Raw genomic sequence first — 16720 nt, forward strand, 5'->3', positions numbered from 1 at the left:
ACTAAGACAGCGTTATGCCGCTCTGCCACTCATGGAGCCAGCATCAGGACTTTGAATTGACTGGGTACCGCGCGTATCCCCACGGCATTGGTTGAATTCTGCAGGCTGACGCTGGTCAGGCGAGTCGCCGGCGTGCCTTTCAGCAGCACGGTAAAGGAGCCGGTGAGATGACGCGACGGCCCCATCACGGTGCCTGACGCCACGCCGGTAGCGACGCCGGGGTTATCCCCGTTGGTCAGCGGCGTCACCGTTGCCATGTTATGGGCAGGCATGCCCATAAACAGAATATTCAGCGCATTGGGGACCGCCGTTGGCCCAAGAGCGATATCCGGATAAGGTATCGGGGTTGGCGTCGGCATCGGCGTCAAGCAGACATCGGGAAAGGCCAAATCGGTGCCCATCAGTTGACAGTTGGCAAACATCGCGGCCTCCTCAGCCCATATGGATCTGTTCGGCATCCACTTTGGTGATTGCCTTCGAGGTAATAACGGTATTTTGCGCATGCAGACGCGCATAATCTTCGGCCTGCATGTCCAGTTGCCCGGCACGCACTTGCTCTGTCTGACGCGTAGTACGCAGCAGGTTATGGCTCACCTGAGTCACGGTTTGCCAGACTGACTCCGCATGCTTGCCCACCATGCGCGAAAGACTTACCCAGGCGGAAAATTTGTCGCCGCTGTACTGCATTTCGCTGATATGGCAGTCGCCTTGCCTGGCGCTGACGCGCAGCGCCTCACTGCTGAGGCTGATTTCGCCGCGGCTGCGGATATGCAAATCGCCCGGTACGCTCAGTTCGGCCATTTCCGGGTTGGCACGTTCCAGCACCGCCAGTAGCCACACCTGATTATCCACGCTGGTGATGAGCACCAGATCCCCGGTCTGCGGGGCAATAACGCAGCTGGCGGCACGCTGACAGTGCCAACCGCGCCCTTCACTCTCCACGCTCAGGCTACCGTTGGAAAAACAGTGGGTAACAATCCCCGCGCTCTGTAACGGCGGTACCACTGCCTGTGCCAGCCTGTGATTGATATTGTTCATCTTCTCTCCTTAACGACGGCTCTGATGCTGGAGGCTCCAGGCCTCAGCGGCCAGTAACTCTTCATCATATTCAAGGATGCCCCGACGATCGGAAAAATGGGCCCCCTCCTGCCGCGCCCGGTGAAACCGGGTACGGGAAAATGTGGCACTGCGGAAATCGGCCCCGCTCAGATCGGCACCGGTGAAATCGCTGTAAGTCAGGTCGCTCATGGCAAAGCGGCTGCCTTCAGCCTTCACCTGCTGCAAAATGCTCTGGAACAGGCGGCTGTGACTAAAATCGGCCTGGTGTAACGTGGCACCGATGAACAGCGCCTGATCAAACAAACTGCCCTGGCAAGCGGCGCCGGTGAGATCCGCACTCATAAACAGCGCCTGGCTGGCGTTCACCTTCGTGAGTTGGGCATTTTTTAGCGAAGCGCCTTTGAAATTGCATTGCGTCAGCTGCGCCCCGCTGAAATCCGCCGCATCGAGCTGATTATCAGTAAACTGACAGCCACTAAAGCGCTGCCGGGCATAGTTTTTTCCGCGTTGATCGCAGTTGAAAAACACCGCCCGGTCGAATTGGCTGTTGCCCAGACGGGTAGTGCGCAAGTCGAGATTGAAAAAGGTCGTCAGCAGGCACTGGCACTGCTCCAGTTGCGCTTCATCCAACGAGCTTTCGAAGAAGGTGGTACGTTCCAGCGTGGACTGGTTGAAGCTGCTGCCGGAAAGCGGGCTGCGCATAAATTGGGTAGCGTCAAATCTGCTGTGGGAAAAATCGCTGTTGCCAAGATCACAATGATTAAAGATGCACTGCGTCATTTGCGTGTCGCTGGCGCTGATGGCCGTCATCTCACAGTCGTTAAACACGCTCTGCTGCATGTTTGCACCGCTCAGCCTTGCCCCATTCAACGGACACTCATTGAACACCGTCTCATGTAAATTAGCCGTCTGGAGGTTCGCCCCATTCAGTGAGACATCCTGAAAGATACCGCCGGACAGGTCGCACCCTTGCAGATCCAGGCCATCCAGGTTGCACGCGTTAATCATCTCGCCATTTTTAATTTTCTGCTGTAGCTCTGCCGCGCTCAGCGTCGTCATAACAGTTCCTCATCACGCTTCGGCAGCGTTTTCACCCGGCTGGTATAGGCATTGTCCAGCCGTGTCTCCATATTGATAAAAGATTGTGACAAATCGGCGCGGAACAGGTTGGCGCCGGTAAAGTCCGCGCCGCCCAGTTGGGCTTTCTGCAACAGTGCCCCCATAAGGTTAGCACCGGTGAAATTGACCTGACGGAAATCGGTGCGGATCAACAGGCTTCCCATCAGGTTGGCGCGGGTGAAATCCGCCCTCTGGCAATCCGCCTCGCTGAGATCGCTGTTCTCCAGCTTGGCCAACCTAAAGTTGGCCTGCGTCAGTAAAGCCTGGCGCAGGTTGCTCTCCTTCAGCGTCGCCTCGCTAAAGTCCGCGCCGCTTAAATCGCTTGCCATTACGGCGGCGCAGGTCAACAGCGTAGCCGCTTTAAACTGGGCTTGCGGCAGTTTGCTCTCCACCCAGTTACAGCTTTCAAGCCACGCGCCGTTGAAGATAACGGCCTGCAACTCACACTGTTGGAACACGGTTTTATGCAGCCTGGCGTGGCTGAAATCGAGCTGCGGCAGCATTAAGTTCATCACGATGCACTCCTCCAGCGCGGCACGGTGGAAACGGCAGCGGCTGATCCCCACCTGTCGTAGCAACAGCGTTTTTAATGTGGCATGGCTGAAATCGCACCCTTCAAACAGGGCATCTTCCAGCTGGGTTTCCGTCAGATTGGCACCGCTGAAATCGGTCTGCCGGCACTGTGCCAGCGCCAGGCTGGCCTGGGTCAGATTGCATTCACGCAGCGAGCTGTTGCTCAAATCAGCCCGCGCCAGCATCGCCTCAGTGAAATCAGCGCCGTCCAACTGACAACCGCTGAGATCGACGCTTTCCAGCAACGCCTTACGGAAATTAGCACCGCGTAAATCCATGCCGGAAAGGTCCGCGCCGGTGAAATCCAACTCGCTGAAATCCCCTCCGCACGCCATAGTGTTCGAGGCGCGCTGACGAATAATCCTGGCGATATCCCCCGTCATGCGTTTCGCCGGCGGTTGATGCTGAACTGCCATCAGATACATCTGGTGCAGCGATTCGCGGCTCTGCGCCAGTTTCTTCTCCGTCATGCTGTCCGCGTGCTGGTGCAGCATCTCCTGCATACGGTGCATCGATTCCGGACCACGTGGGCGATGGTCTTGTTTGGCCCCCTGCCGGGCTTCTACCTCGGCCTGGCGAGCCTCAGCCTGCGCTTTCATCTCTTCAGCCTGACGCTCCAACCGCTCGACAAACTCCGGCAGTTCATCAAGCCGGGGCATCTCTGGCGGCGCAGTATTCGCCAGTAACTCGTCAACATCCGTCCCCTCGGCTTCCAGCCTGGCGCGGTGCTGCTCCCGCATTTGACTTACCCGGTTTTGCATATTGTTTTGCATCGGGCTAGCTGTTTGCTGCATTTCGCTGTCAATCCAGGGACCGATAATCTCTTCCGGCAACAAATCTTTTTCCCGGAAGGAAAACAGGGCACCCTTGCCTTTATCCAGACGCTGGGCCAGCACCTTGCGATAGTGATTGACCGAACGAGTGGCAGCGTTTTTTTCCAGCGCCGGCATAAGCTGCAGCACGTCCGCCGCATCATCCTCGTTGATGCGGCAACTTCCCTGCCAGATCAACATCATCTGTTCCAGATGCGGGAAGAACCAGACCGTGGTGGCACGCAGCGCAATTTCTTCAAACAACGTTTCATCACCACGCTGACGATTGATAAAGCAGCGCGCCCGCCACGGCGGTAGCCTGCCCGACTGTAATGGTTTCTCCGGATGCATATTCCAGATATGCCACTCGGCTTCGGGCGGTAACTCATCCTGTTCCGGCCACCACTGATCCGGGCTGGCCGCGTTAAATACACGCCAGTCGGCATCGCGGGCAAGACCAGGAAAGTCATTCTTCAACCAGTTGGCATCATAGGCTTTGCCCATGCGCTTAAAACGACGTGGCCAGGTCATATCCAGCGGCCCAAAACTTGCCGGTTCGGGCTGCTGACGCGGTGAAGTCATGCGCAGATGCTGCGATTCGATATTCGGCAGGCGACGGTAACCCCCCTCCTTATGCTGCTCCTCCGCTGCACCGATACCATGAGGGTTCTCTTCGTATCCTGTGCCACCAAAAGCACGGCTCCAGTCGAGGCGCATCGATTCAAAATTGCGCGGCGGGGTAGGATGTGAACCAGACCAGATGCGATCGCCAAAAGCCAGCAGGGTCTTACTGAGGTTTCCCACGTTGATACGTACTGCGCAGCTGTTCTTTTCCTTCTGGTGATGAGTATAAGCATTACCCGTCGCCAGAAATTCGGCCCGGACTTTCGGTATCGCCACATCGATGACGCCGCCGCTGGTTTGCAATTCAGCCGCCGCCAGTTGCCATAGCTCGACTTCCGGGCGCAACTGGGGCGTTGCGCCCATATCCAGCAATGCCATCACGGAAACGCCAAGATAATTTTTACCCTGTAAGCGGAAAGGTCGATTTAATACGCTCAGACGCAGAGGCTTAATAATCTTCATATAATGCGCCTTTAGGCAGCCAGTTAATGAACGCGATTAAAAAAGGGGGATAATACATCTGCCTAGTTTTCTATCTCATTAACCGAATGAGTGCAAGATGGAGCCAGGAATGATTATTCCCCTGGACCAGATAATAAAAGATATTTATTACAGTAAGTCATTCAGGGTTGGTGAACCTCTCCCTCCTCAGGCCAAGCGCCAGCAGGGCTGGCGCATCCTGGCTTTCGGCCAAGGGCGCTAGTGATGACACAATAACATTTGAAATTAAGATTATTCTTAATTAGTGATGTTTCCCTGCTATTTTTTTGCATTAATCAAAAGTAGCTTCTATTACTAATAAGCGTCAATCCGTTATATTACAAATAATAGTATAGTGCGACATGGCTATTGGGATGAGTTTTAAACTGGAAGGCGTGGCTGAAAATCAAAGAATGGGATCATACATCCTTTAGGCCCTAATCGATAAAGCCATACTGGTTAATTTAAATACGACCAACTGCATTGAGCCGTCAGTGTTCTCCCCGCACAACGGCATCAACCTTCTCTGTTCCCTCTCTGACAAGCTGCCGGTAAAACCCAGCACTTTTTCGGCCGACGGCCGACGATGCCCATGGGCAGGTTTGTGCACGGATCCATCAGAAGGCTGAACGTGGCGGCTCCCCTTTGGCAAGTTAGCTTGCTCTACCGGTGGAGCCTGAAGGACTAAAGTATTTCCTGGATGAGGCCCTGGTGAGGCACAATAGGAAGATATTGACTGAGCAAGGCTGACCGCTATTTATTACCGCGTATTACGCTATTTTCCAGCCTCGTCACAGTTAATATAAACGCTTGGCCCCCTGACGGGAACGGGTGAAAACCACCCTTGTAATACATTACGAAAAGTGATAGTTAAACCCGTTGGCATGCATCAATTTGATTGTGCGAACTAATTATTATCACAGGGAATTATATTACATCCATGAAAATAAATATTACCGACCAGCCAAATCCGCAAGACGAAGGGTTCGTTATTGACAGCCTTTGGGGTCACAACGAAAAAACCGAACACGTTGATATCCACCCTCTGTTCCTGACCGTGACCGACGATGAAGGTAAAATTGTTGCCGGCCTGGTGGCCAGAACCTGGTGGGGTGGGCTTGAGGTGCAGTATCTTTGGGTCAGCGACCAACATCGTAAAAGCGGCTATGGCCGTCAACTGATGCTCCAGGCCGAAGAAGAGGCCCTGAAGCGGGGTTGCCATATGGCCTATGTGGATACCTTCGACTTCCAGGCACGCGGCTTTTACGAAAAATTGGGCTATCAGGTGTACGGTAATTTAGGCGGCTATGCCAAGAAACACACCCGTCACTACCTGGCAAAAGAGATTTAACCCAGTTTTAATCGGTGAGGTCAGAATGGATTCGCCCGACAATAATGAATTTTATTTGAAAGGTCTGATTGCCATGATGGAGCACTTAAGTGAGCCATGGGGCATAAAGGATCTGGCATCCCGACATATTTACATGAACCGAGCCGCTTACCTCTATACCAACACACCGTTGAATTTTGATATAGCCGGTAAGCTGGACGACGAGTTCCCCGCCGACTGGGCCGAATGCGCGGCCGATTTTGTAGAGCACGACAAAATGACGGAAGTCTCGCGCGATCGGGTTGCCGTAATAGAAACACATTATTGGTACGGCAAAGACAGCCTGACGCCGTTTATCAGTGAAAAGCTGCCGATTTATAACGATAAAAAAGAAGTGTTTGGGGTGATGTGGAACGCCAAGCCACTAAATACCTTATCTCCACTTAACTATATCAATCATAAAAAACCCAGCGTCCTGACCACAGAAACCAACAGCGCTATTTTCACCCGAGCCGAACTTGATGTGATATTTTTAATGCTGCAACGGCTGTCGGTAAAAGAGATCGCCAAAATATACAATATCAGCAATAAAACCATAGAAAATAGAATATATAACATCTATCAGAAATCTGATGTCCATACACAGCAGCAGTTTGAAGAATTTTGCAAATATGCGCATCTGGACAATTACATTCCCGATCGCCTGATAGCAAAAGGCATTCAGTTTATTTAATAGCAAGGAATACCTCACCGTGATCAAAATTGAAGACTATCCGCTAACCCGGGTACCTCAGGATAAAAGAGTCTCGTTTTTAAGCGTCGCCATTGTGCATATGGGCATGCTGACCGCTCTGGATCAGTTTATGCTGGGTGCCGTATTGGGTCACTCGATGACGCTGTTCGATGCCTTCACCGCCATTTTCGTCGGCAGCCTGATCTTTGGCGTAGTGACCTATGGCCTCGGACTGGCAGGGATGCGCGAAGGGATCTCCGGCAGCCTGCTGGCCCGCTGGTGTGGCTTTGGCCGCCTGGGTTCGGTACTGATTGGCGTGGTGGTGGCCGTCAGCCTGCTGGGTTGGTTTGGCATACAAAACGCCATCTTCGCCAAGTCGCTGGATTTCGCCCTGGGGAACAAGTTGGGCTTTGGCCTGGCGGCCGGCCTGTCCGGTACCCTGCTGACCATTCTGGTGGCCTTTGGCTTTAAAGCATTGCGCATCGCCGCCCGAATCGCGGTGCCGATGTTTATTATGCTGGTTGCCTATATCTCTTACATCACCCTCACCGGCCATAATCTGCCGGAGATTATCCAAATGATGCCGCCTGGCGATCCACTGTCGATCAGCGCCGGTATCACCATTGTGGTCGGCGGTGCCATTGTCGCCAGCCTGATGACCCCCGATCTGACGCGTTATTCCAAAAACGGCAAGCACGTGCTTGGCGTAACCCTTCTCACTATTGTCGCCGGGGAGTTCGTGGTTAACGGTCTGGCGCTGCTGATCGCCAAAACGCTTGGCACGGCGGATGTCGTCACCATTATGTCGCAAGTCGCCGGCGGTGCGGGTCTGCTGGTGGTGGTGTTCTCCACCTTAAGGGTGAATGACCTCAACCTGTACTCATCGTCACTGGGCATCGTCAATGCGGTTGAAGGCATGACCGGTAAAAGGCTGAAATACACCGCTACCACGCTGGTGATTGGCGTTTTGGGCACCACGCTTTCGGTGCTGGGGATCCTCGACCGGTTTGTCGATTTCCTGACGGTGCTGGGCGTGGTGTTCCCACCAATTATCGGTGTGATGCTGGTGGATTATTACTTGCTGCGCACCCACCGTAAAATTCTGGATGAGAGCCGCCGGGAAGGCAAACTACCCGATCAGACGCCGACCATTGGCTGGGCGGCTATCATCGCCAGCATTGCCGGTAGCATCGTCGGGTTAGTGACCGAGTGGGGCGTGCCGACCATCAACTCATTGCTGGCCGCCAGCCTGTTGTATTGGCTATTCAAGTTGGCGCTAAATCGCGCTCAGAAACCGGCCCCAGTACAAGGCTGAGCCGATCGCTAGCGGCAAAATGTCATCGCCACTCTCCAGCAACTGGGGAGTGGCAAAACAATAAACTGGGATCTGACGAACGGAAAGCGGTGGTTTTAAAGCTGAAGACGTATTTGGAATTCCCTGGTGTCGGTAGCTAAAACATCCTTTAATACCCAGAGAATGGAAACGCCTCCCTCCCTGAGCTTTTTATTATAGAAGTTGTCAGACAATCGTTTATTAACCGTTTTGACCGTCAAGAAACACTTCAGTGTGCGTGAACAGTAGCTCACAAAAACCACTGTGGTCAACACAAAAGTAGACACAAAACTCACTTTTATGTCTACTTATTCGAACCTGTAACCTAAACAGTTGATTTATATTTAATTACCTTTGATTTACATTTCACCCATCATAATAAAATTATCATTGGCCGTGATGCCGGGTAGTGAACATCCATTTTCAAAGAGTAATCAGCCGCTTACCGCCCCTCTTGTGGTGTCAGTTCTGGACAATACCGATGCGTGCGATATAGTGAAGCCGCCAGAATATTGTAAGGAATGCTTATGAAGACCACTAACGCCCAGCGCAAAAGTAACATCATTAAGAATATTGAATATCTGATGCGCACCCGTGGCGAAACCAAGGCATCCTTCTCTAGTCGTACTGGCCTGACACGAACCACTATCTACAAGATCCTCGACGGACGGGTCAACAACGTGCAGCAGGCCACCGTTAATCGGATTTCAGATTTCTTTGGGGTTTCCTGCGAAGAGATCGAAGACTATGATTTGGAAAAGCTGGAACTGCTCAATGAGACGCTGTCCACCGAAGGCAATAAAAACCCTTCCGCGATCCCTGTTATTCCGCAGTCCTGTTTTTTAGCGGCTACTGGCAAGAAGATCGGCCAACTGGTCACCGAATTCCCTTTGACTTATTTCTTCGGCGATGAGTCAAATATGGTAGCAATGAGAATAGAGACCGAAATAAAAGGTTCATTTATTCCAGGCGAGGTGATTATTATAAAACGCCCGCCGGTATTAGTTTGCGATTCGCCTTTATTGTATCACTCGGGAAAATACGGCTTCTTTGTGGTTAACGACAAAGAAGAAAGTAGCATGGAGAAAAATCATCAGGATACCGTGCAATTCCTGGGTTATATCTTTGGAGAAAGGCTATAAATGGAACCGAATCAAAAGTTCAAGCTATTGGGCTTTACCCGGCATGGCACTCTGGCTGCCAATGTCATGGTATTAGCCACCGGCAAAACCATTACCATGGGGCTGAATGAACTGGCCGACAGCGATATATCGGAAGATCTGAGTCGGCATGAACTGCAGGCGCTGTATCGAAAAATCTACGGCAACAATCAGCAGCAAACCGCCTATGAGCTCAGCGATCGTCATGAACGATCCTGGTACGCCTACCTGATCATCACCGTGGCGCTCAGCGTGATTTATATCTTCTCAACCTTGTGCGGCGTCAAACCGATTCAAATCCCCGCACTGAACCTGATCACGCCCCCGGCAATATTTATTTACCCCCTCACCTTTATCCTGGTGGATATTCTGAACGAATTCTATGGACTGCGGCTGGCCAGGCGCACCATTATCATCTCGTTTATAGCCAACCTGATTTTCGTGCTGGGCGTTTGGGCGACCACGCTGGTACCGAGCATTCCGCAGTGGGAGTTCAGCAAGACTTATGACGGCATCGTTCACAGCATCATGGCGGTGTTGGTGGCTTCATCCGCGGCCTATTTAATCTCCGAGAACGTCAACTCCTACCTGCTGTGCAAAATCAAGGAACTGACCAACTCTCGCTATCTGTTTGTGCGGGTGATCACCAGCACCGTGGTGGCCTCGGCCATCGACAGCGTGGTGTTCTGTACCCTGGCGTTCTACAACGTATTGAGCTGGGACATCATCAAAACCATGATCCTGTCGCAGTTCCTGATCAAGGTGGTCTACGCCCTGGTCGGCGTTGGGCCGATCTACGCCGCCCGCAGCCTGTTTAACCGTTATATCAATACCGATCTTGCAAGGAGCAATGAATATGCATATCAAAAAACAAGATAAAATCACCCATCTTGGCGCCAACTCCGATTACCCGGACCAGTATGCTCCCGAGTTGCTCGAAGCCCTGCCGCGCGCTCGCGGCCGTGATCTGATCGGCGTAGATGAACAGCAGCTGCCATTCCACGGCTATGACCTATGGACCGCCTTCGAGCTGTCCTGGCTCAACGCCAAAGGCAAACCGGTGGTCGGTATCGGTGAGTTCACCCTGCCCCATTCCTCCACCAACCTGATCGAGTCCAAGTCATTCAAGCTGTATCTCAACAGCTTTAACCAGACGCGCTTCGACAGCGTGGAACAGGTCAGCGCCGCGATGCAAAAAGATCTGTCGCAGGCCGCCAACGGTCAGGTCGGGGTGAAGCTGTATCCGGGGTTAGACGGTTATTCATCGCAGATCGACAGCCTGCCGGGCATCAATATTGACGATCTGGATATCGCCGTGGATGACTTTGACTTCAAACCGGAATATCTGCACGGTGCCGCCAGCGAACAGGCGGAAACGGTAACGGAGACGCTGTCCTCCAACCTGCTGAAATCCAACTGTCTGGTCACCAACCAGCCGGACTGGGGCAGCGTAGTGATCCACTATCAGGGCCGGAAAATCGATCGCGAGCGCCTGCTGCGCTACCTGATCTCTTTCCGCCAGCATAACGAGTTCCACGAGCAGTGTGTCGAGCGTATTTTTAACGATATCAAACAAAGCTGCCATCCGGAGAAACTCAGCGTGTTCGCCCGCTATACGCGCCGCGGCGGTCTGGACATCAACCCGTTCCGCAGCGATTTCGAAACGGCGCCGACCCTGGGTCGTTTGATCCGGCAGTAACCGTTCATCTTGTCATGCCCCCGCCCGGGGGCATTATTTTCCCCTGTTCATCTCCTTGTTATTTTTCGCCATTACCGTCGTTAACCACTATCTTCAAAACAACCCTCAGGGAGATTAACGACGCATGCCTGACTTTTCGCGCAGAGAAATACTGCGGGCTGCCGCCATCGGATCGGCCTTTACACTGTTACCCGCCTCGATCCGCAAAGCGCTGGCAATCCCCGCCAATAACCGCACCGGCACGATTAACGATGTCGAACACGTGGTGATCCTGATGCAGGAAAACCGCTCCTTCGACCACTACTTCGGCACCCTGCCCGGCGTGCGTGGCTTTAGCGATCGCTTCACCATTCCCTTGCCCGGCGACCGTCACGTCTGGCAGCAGCAAGGTGAACAGCGGCTGGTGTTGCCCTACCATCTGGACAGCAAGCGCGGCAACGCCCAGCGGGTTAGCGGCACGCCGCATTCGTGGGTCGATGAGCAATCCGCCTGGGACAGCGGCCGCATGAGCGCCTGGCCGACCTACAAAACGCCCACCTCGATGGGGTATTACCGTCGGCACGAACTGCCGTTCCAGTTTGCGCTGGCCGAAACCTTCACCCTGTGCGACGCCTATCATTGCTCGATCCACGCCGGTACCAATACCAACCGCCTGTTCCACTGGACTGGCACCAACGGCCCGACGGCAGCCGGGGTCGCGGTCGTGGTCAACGAGTGGGACAGCCCCGGCCCGGTTGAGATCGGCTACCAGTGGCAGACCTATCCGGAACGGCTGGAAGCCAGCGGCGTCAGCTGGAAGGTCTATCAATTTTTGCCGGATAACTTCACCGATAACCCGCTGGCGGGTTTCCGCCAGTACCGCGCCGCCAGCGTTAAGGTCGGCAACCCGGCGGAGCCACCGAAAGATTTCACCGCCTTTGTGCCTTACCGCGATGAGCTCAATGCCGATGCGCCGCTGTATAAGGGCAATGGCAACACGCTACCGGCCGCCGACGGCAACGATTTGGACGCGATGCTGGCCGGTTTCCGCCACGACGTACAGCAGGGCAAACTGCCGCAGGTGAGCTGGATCATCGCCCCGGCAGCCTACTCGGAACATCCCGGCCCTTCCAGCCCGGTGCAGGGCGGCTGGTTTACCCAGGAGATCCTCAACGCGCTGACGGATAACCCCGAGGTGTGGAGCAAAACCGTACTGCTGGTTAATTACGACGAGAACGACGGCTTCTTCGACCATATGCCTTCTCCTTCTGCGCCGTCATTACGTGAAGACGGCAGCTTCGCCGGTAAATCGACGGTGCCGTTCGACAGTGAAATCTTCCAGCACGTCGCCCCACCCGGTTCCCAGGAGCAACCGCCGCCGGACGGCCGTATCTATGGCCCCGGCCCACGGGTACCGATGCTGGTGCTGTCCCCCTGGAGCCGTGGCGGCTGGGTCAATTCACAGATCTTCGACCACACTTCGGTACTGCAATTTTTGGAGCAACGTTTCCAGGTGCATGAACCGAATATCAGCGCCTGGCGACGGGCGGTGTGTGGCGATCTCACTTCGGCATTCAACTTTATCGATCCCAATAACGAAACCCTGCCCAGCCTGCCGGTCACCAGCCGCCACGCCGCCGACGGTCTGCGCCAGCGGCAGGAACAGTTGCCGCAGGTGCCCTTGCCAGCGGTGGATCGGCAGCAGTTGCCGCACCAGTCCCGGCTGGCACGCCCGTCGCGTGCATTGCCTTACCAACTTCACGTTGAGGCCACCGCTTCCCCCGAACAAAAGAGGCTGGCGCTCAACCTGTTTAATACTGGCGAACAGGGCGCGGTATTTCATGTTTATGACCGACTGAATCTGGATCAGGTCCCACGGCGCTATACCGTCGAGGCCGGTAAGGCCGTCAGTGATAACTGGCCGACGGAAGACAAGTACCACCTGTGGTTACTGGGCCCCAACGGTTTTCATCGTGAACTGCGTGGCAGCGTTCAGTTGCCACAGCCAGAAGTGCGGCTAGCCCCGCAGGGTGACCGCCTGTCGCTAACCCTGACTAACCCCGGCAGTCAGGCGACAACGGTGACCATCGCCCGCTGCCCCTATACGCAAAACGGCCCCTGGCAGATTGAACTGCCGGCGGGTGGCCGCCACCAGCAGGCCTTTGACGCCAAAGTCAGCGGGGGTTGGTACGATCTTTCACTGCAGGATCCGCAAGGCTGGCAACGTCGGCTGGCGGGCCGTCTGGAGAACGGCGACCACAGCGTCAGCGATCCGCTGATGGGCAAAGCTTAAGATATCCGCACTGGGGTGTTCAAAAAGCGAAAGGATATGGATTATCATTAGCCTCTTTATTCCATGCCCGATGCTCAAGGATCTCCATGCCTGCCGTTTTTATTGCCAAAGCCAGCCGTTGGCTGGCCGCCTGTGCCCTGTTGATGGCCTGCACCGTTCAGGCCGCCCCAATCGTCGTTACCGATGTCGCCGGACGCCAGGTCACCCTGCCGCAACCGGCCAAACGCGTGATCCTGGCCGATGCCCGTGCGCTGCTGGCACTGAATATTTTGCATCCGCAGGAGCCGTTGAAAAATATCATCGCCTGGGATAATTCACTGAAGGTTAAGGCACCGGACCTGGTGGAGGCCTACGCGAAGAAATTCCCACAGGTGATGCAGATCCCCACCTTCGACAACCCTTACGTCAGCGATTTCAGCGTGGAAAGTGCGGTGGTGCGCAAGCCGGACCTGATCATTTTCGACATCGGCCTGCTGAGTAAGCTGAAAGACAGCGGCGTACTGGCCCAACTGGAAAAAATCGGCATCCCGGTACTGATTATCGATTTTCGCCAGCAGCCGCTGACCAATACCGTTGCCAGCATGCAGTTGCTGGGCAAAGTGTTTGATGAGCAGCAAAACGCCGACGCCTTTATCCAGCTCTACCAACAGCGTCTGGATCTGGTACGCCAGCGGGTAGCGACGTTGAAACCGGAACAGCGCCCGAGCGTATTTATCGAACGCAGCGCCGGCATGAAAGGCGAGCAATGTTGCAATACCTTTGGCAAGGGCAGCTTTGGCCAGTTTATTGAAACCGCCGGCGGCAATAACATCGGCAGCAAGCTGTTCGCGGAAATGGGCGGCGAGGTGAACGTGGAACAGATGATTGCCAGCAACCCGGATTTCTATCTGATGACCGGTGCAGACTGGAGCCGCGGCCATAAAGGCACACAAGCGGTGCCACTGGGTTACGCCACCGATGCCGCCACCACCCAGCAGAAGCTGGCGGTGCTGATGAACCGCACCGGCCTGAACGTGCTGAAGGCGGTAAAAGAAAAACGCGTAATGGCGATTTATCACCAATTCTATGACTCACCGCTGAATTTTATTGCGGTCGAGGCAATCGCCAAATTCCTGCACCCGGACTTATTTAAAGACATTGATCCGCAAGCAGATATTGAAATGGTACATCAGAAATTCACCGCGCTGGATTACAGCGGCGTGTTCTGGGTCACCGCAAAATAACCCCGTGTCAGGGCCCGCCAGCCGGGTCCTGACATCCTCGCTCACCCTTTAGTTACCCACTGAATTATTCCGCAATAAAGTTATTTACTTGCCAATAATTATCATTAAGATTGTCATTTCTAAAAAACACATCTGGGTTTGAAACTTTTAAGGCATTATTATGTCAATCCTTTTTCGTCTTTCGCTGCTGGCGGCTTCCGTTGCCATGGCACTGCCCGTCCTTGCTGCTGATAACAAATCTCATAATGACGCCCCCGCTGACAACATTACCGTGGTCGGCAACTGGTTGGATAACCCGGACACCAGTTCGGTGTTGCTCAATCACCCTGGCGCACGCTCTATCGTCACCGAACAACAGATGCATGAACAAGGCGACCAGACCATCGCCGATACCCTGCGCGGTGTGCCGGGCGTTCAGGTACGTGACAGCAACGGTACCGGCGGCAGCGATATTTCGCTCAACGTCGGCGTGCGCGGCCTGACTTCTCGTCTTTCCCCACGATCTACCATCCTGATGGACGGTGTGCCTTTGGCGGTAGCCCCTTACGGCCAGCCACAGCTGTCGATGGCACCACTTTCCATTGGCAGTCTGCAGTCGGTTGACGTGGTGCGTGGCGGCGGCGCGGTACGCTACGGGCCGCAAAACGTCGGCGGCGTGATTAACTTCGTCACCAAAGACATTCCGAAAACCTTCGGTGGCTCAGCCAGTGTGCAAACCCAGGGTGCCAGCCACGGCGGGTTGAAAACCCTGACCAGCACTTCACTCGGCGGCACCGCCGACAACGGCCTCGGTGCCGAATTGCTGTACTCCGGCCTGCACGGCCAGGGCTATCGCGACAATAACGACAACACCGACATCGATGACTTCATGCTGAAAACGCGCTATGCGTTTACCGATCGCGATGAGCTGCTGGCCAATTTTCACTATTACGACGCCAAAGCCGGTATGCCGGGCGGGCTGAGCAGCGCGCAATACGCGCAGAACCCGTTCCAGTCGACCCGCCCGTGGGACCAGTTCGAAGGCCGTCGCAAGGACATGTCGTTCAAATATAAGCATCAGGAAGACGACAAACAGTTCGAAGTGCTGACCTACTTCACCGACAGTTATCGCGGCAGCAGCATCGAATCGGAAGGCACCGGCAAGAATGCGGGCATGAAACGCATGGTGTCCTACCCACGCCACTACTCCACCTGGGCAATTGAACCCAGCTATTCGCAGGTCTTCCGTTTCTGGGACATGGCGCACGAGATCACCCTCGGCTACCGCTACCTGAACGAAACCATGGATGAGAAGGCCTCGCGCTCTGCCTGGTATAACCCGGCGGACATCAGCTCCACGCCGGAAACGCCGGATTACTACCAGCACACCTCCGGGGGCACCGCCGCCCACGCGCTGTACATCGATGACACCATTAACGTCGGCAACTGGACGGTCACACCAGGCCTGCGCTACGAGAGTATCCGCACCCATGTGGACGACGCGTTCAACAACATCAGCCGCGAGAAGAGTTACAGCGAACCGCTGCCGTCGCTGAATGTGATGTACCACATGTCGGACGCCTGGAAGCTGTTCGCCAACGCCAATACCTCGTTTGGCAGCATGCAGTACTTCCAGTTGACCAAAGGCGGTAATGGCAACCAGCCGGCACCGGGCCTGACGGCGGAAAAAGCCCATACCTACGAGTTCGGTACCCGCTATGACGACACCATCGTCAAAGCCGAAGCCACGCTGTTCTACATCGACTTCGACAACCAGTTGCAATACATCAGCAATGATATTGGCTGGACCAATATGGGGGCCACCAAGCACAAGGGTATCGAACTGGCGCTCAGTTACGATCTTAGCGAGCTGAACCGCGCACTGGACGGCGTGAGCGTTTACACCAGCTACACCTACACCAAGGCCAGCACCGACAAGGGCGACTTCGCCGGCAAAGACCTGCCGTTCTATTCACGTCAGGTGTATACCGTCGGCACCCGTTACGCCACCGGCAACTGGGTGTGGAATCTGGACAGCTATGCCCAGTCCAAACAGCATTCGCCGGGTACCGGGCCGGATTATGTGACGCAGGAAAGCGCCGATGGCCAGTTTGGCGACATCGCCGGTTATATGGTGTGGAATATGCGTGGGGAATATAACTTCGGGCCGCAGCTGTCGAACCTGACGCTGGGTGCCGGGGTGAAAAACCTGTTCGATCAGCGCTACTTCACCCGTTCCAACGACAACAACTTCGGCAAGTATGTCGGTGAACCGCGCACCTTCTTTGTGCAGGGTTCCGTGGCATTCTGAGGTTAGCGCCCTC

Annotated in this window: 13 protein-coding genes; 9 read left to right on the forward strand and 4 right to left on the reverse strand. The window is 54.7% G+C overall.

The annotated features are described in order from the left end of the window. Positions 1 to 29: 29 nt before the first annotated feature. The 4 genes from NHG65_RS22175 to NHG65_RS22190 are packed head-to-tail and all read right to left on the reverse strand — an operon-like array spanning position 30 to position 4649. Positions 30 to 422, reverse strand: a complete 393-nt coding sequence (locus NHG65_RS22175; protein ID WP_499182687.1) for a DUF4150 domain-containing protein — start codon at positions 420 to 422, stop codon at positions 30 to 32. 10 nt (positions 423 to 432) lie between these two features. Further along, positions 433 to 1038, reverse strand: a complete 606-nt coding sequence (locus NHG65_RS22180) for a DUF3540 domain-containing protein (RefSeq protein WP_207977501.1) — start codon at positions 1036 to 1038, stop codon at positions 433 to 435. Between the two features lie 9 nt (positions 1039 to 1047). Next, entirely contained in the window at positions 1048 to 2118 is a 1071-nt protein-coding gene (locus tag NHG65_RS22185; protein ID WP_499182688.1) for a pentapeptide repeat-containing protein, read from the reverse strand. Beyond that, the gene (locus tag NHG65_RS22190; RefSeq protein WP_499182689.1) at positions 2115 to 4649 is read right to left on the reverse strand and encodes a DUF2169 family type VI secretion system accessory protein; all 2535 of its coding nucleotides are present in this window, start codon (positions 4647 to 4649) and stop codon (positions 2115 to 2117) included. Before NHG65_RS22190 ends, NHG65_RS22185 begins: the two co-directional genes overlap by 4 nt. A 958-nt stretch (positions 4650 to 5607) precedes the next feature. On the opposite strand from NHG65_RS22190, the gene NHG65_RS22195 reads away from it, so the two are divergent. The 9 genes from NHG65_RS22195 (at position 5608) to NHG65_RS22235 (ending at position 16707) form a co-directional block, all read left to right on the forward strand. Continuing rightward, positions 5608 to 6018 (forward strand): GNAT family N-acetyltransferase, encoded by a 411-nt coding sequence (locus NHG65_RS22195; RefSeq protein WP_499182690.1) that lies wholly within the window; start codon positions 5608 to 5610, stop codon positions 6016 to 6018. 25 nt (positions 6019 to 6043) lie between these two features. After that, complete coding sequence (locus NHG65_RS22200) at positions 6044 to 6730, forward strand: helix-turn-helix transcriptional regulator (protein WP_207977494.1); 687 nt, start codon at positions 6044 to 6046, stop codon at positions 6728 to 6730. A 19-nt stretch (positions 6731 to 6749) separates the two neighbouring features. Next, positions 6750 to 8045, forward strand: a complete 1296-nt coding sequence (locus tag NHG65_RS22205) for a cytosine permease (RefSeq protein WP_099063337.1) — start codon at positions 6750 to 6752, stop codon at positions 8043 to 8045. A gap of 545 nt (positions 8046 to 8590) precedes the next feature. After that, positions 8591 to 9205, forward strand: coding sequence for a helix-turn-helix domain-containing protein (locus NHG65_RS22210; protein WP_099063336.1), 615 nt, complete (start codon positions 8591 to 8593; stop codon positions 9203 to 9205). Then, positions 9206 to 10102 carry a queuosine precursor transporter gene (locus NHG65_RS22215; protein ID WP_085119196.1) on the forward strand — a complete coding sequence of 299 codons (897 nt, stop codon included), beginning with the start codon at positions 9206 to 9208 and terminating at the stop codon, positions 10100 to 10102. Then, a complete protein-coding gene (queF, locus tag NHG65_RS22220) occupies positions 10080 to 10922 on the forward strand; it encodes an NADPH-dependent 7-cyano-7-deazaguanine reductase QueF (protein WP_499182691.1) in 843 nt (280 codons plus the stop codon). The genes NHG65_RS22215 and queF overlap by 23 nt, the downstream gene beginning before the upstream one ends. 124 nt (positions 10923 to 11046) lie before the next feature. Continuing rightward, complete coding sequence (locus NHG65_RS22225; RefSeq protein WP_219016956.1) at positions 11047 to 13194, forward strand: phosphocholine-specific phospholipase C; 2148 nt, start codon at positions 11047 to 11049, stop codon at positions 13192 to 13194. Between the two features lie 143 nt (positions 13195 to 13337). Then, on the forward strand, positions 13338 to 14417 hold the full coding sequence (locus NHG65_RS22230; RefSeq protein WP_413477338.1) for an ABC transporter substrate-binding protein: 1080 nt from the start codon (positions 13338 to 13340) through the stop codon (positions 14415 to 14417). Between the two features lie 160 nt (positions 14418 to 14577). After that, positions 14578 to 16707: a TonB-dependent receptor family protein gene (locus NHG65_RS22235; protein WP_219016958.1), complete on the forward strand. Its 2130-nt coding sequence runs from the start codon at positions 14578 to 14580 to the stop codon at positions 16705 to 16707. Positions 16708 to 16720 lie beyond the last annotated feature (13 nt).

Origin of the sequence: Serratia myotis, from assembly GCF_027474885.1 — a bacterium.
Taxonomy (GTDB): Bacteria; Pseudomonadota; Gammaproteobacteria; order Enterobacterales; family Enterobacteriaceae; genus Serratia; species Serratia proteamaculans.

Coding starts and splice junctions, on each gene's coding strand:
- NHG65_RS22175 (WP_499182687.1), bottom strand. CDS start 422: ATGTTTGCCAACTGTCAACTGATGGGCACCGATTTGGCCTTTCCCGAT.
- NHG65_RS22180 (WP_207977501.1), bottom strand. CDS start 1,038: ATGAACAATATCAATCACAGGCTGGCACAGGCAGTGGTACCGCCGTTA.
- NHG65_RS22185 (WP_499182688.1), bottom strand. CDS start 2,118: ATGACGACGCTGAGCGCGGCAGAGCTACAGCAGAAAATTAAAAATGGC.
- NHG65_RS22190 (WP_499182689.1), bottom strand. CDS start 4,649: ATGAAGATTATTAAGCCTCTGCGTCTGAGCGTATTAAATCGACCTTTC.
- NHG65_RS22195 (WP_499182690.1), top strand. CDS start 5,608: ATGAAAATAAATATTACCGACCAGCCAAATCCGCAAGACGAAGGGTTC.
- NHG65_RS22200 (WP_207977494.1), top strand. CDS start 6,044: ATGGATTCGCCCGACAATAATGAATTTTATTTGAAAGGTCTGATTGCC.
- NHG65_RS22210 (WP_099063336.1), top strand. CDS start 8,591: ATGAAGACCACTAACGCCCAGCGCAAAAGTAACATCATTAAGAATATT.
- NHG65_RS22215 (WP_085119196.1), top strand. CDS start 9,206: ATGGAACCGAATCAAAAGTTCAAGCTATTGGGCTTTACCCGGCATGGC.
- queF (WP_499182691.1), top strand. CDS start 10,080: ATGCATATCAAAAAACAAGATAAAATCACCCATCTTGGCGCCAACTCC.
- NHG65_RS22225 (WP_219016956.1), top strand. CDS start 11,047: ATGCCTGACTTTTCGCGCAGAGAAATACTGCGGGCTGCCGCCATCGGA.
- NHG65_RS22230 (WP_413477338.1), top strand. CDS start 13,338: ATGGCCTGCACCGTTCAGGCCGCCCCAATCGTCGTTACCGATGTCGCC.
- NHG65_RS22235 (WP_219016958.1), top strand. CDS start 14,578: ATGTCAATCCTTTTTCGTCTTTCGCTGCTGGCGGCTTCCGTTGCCATG.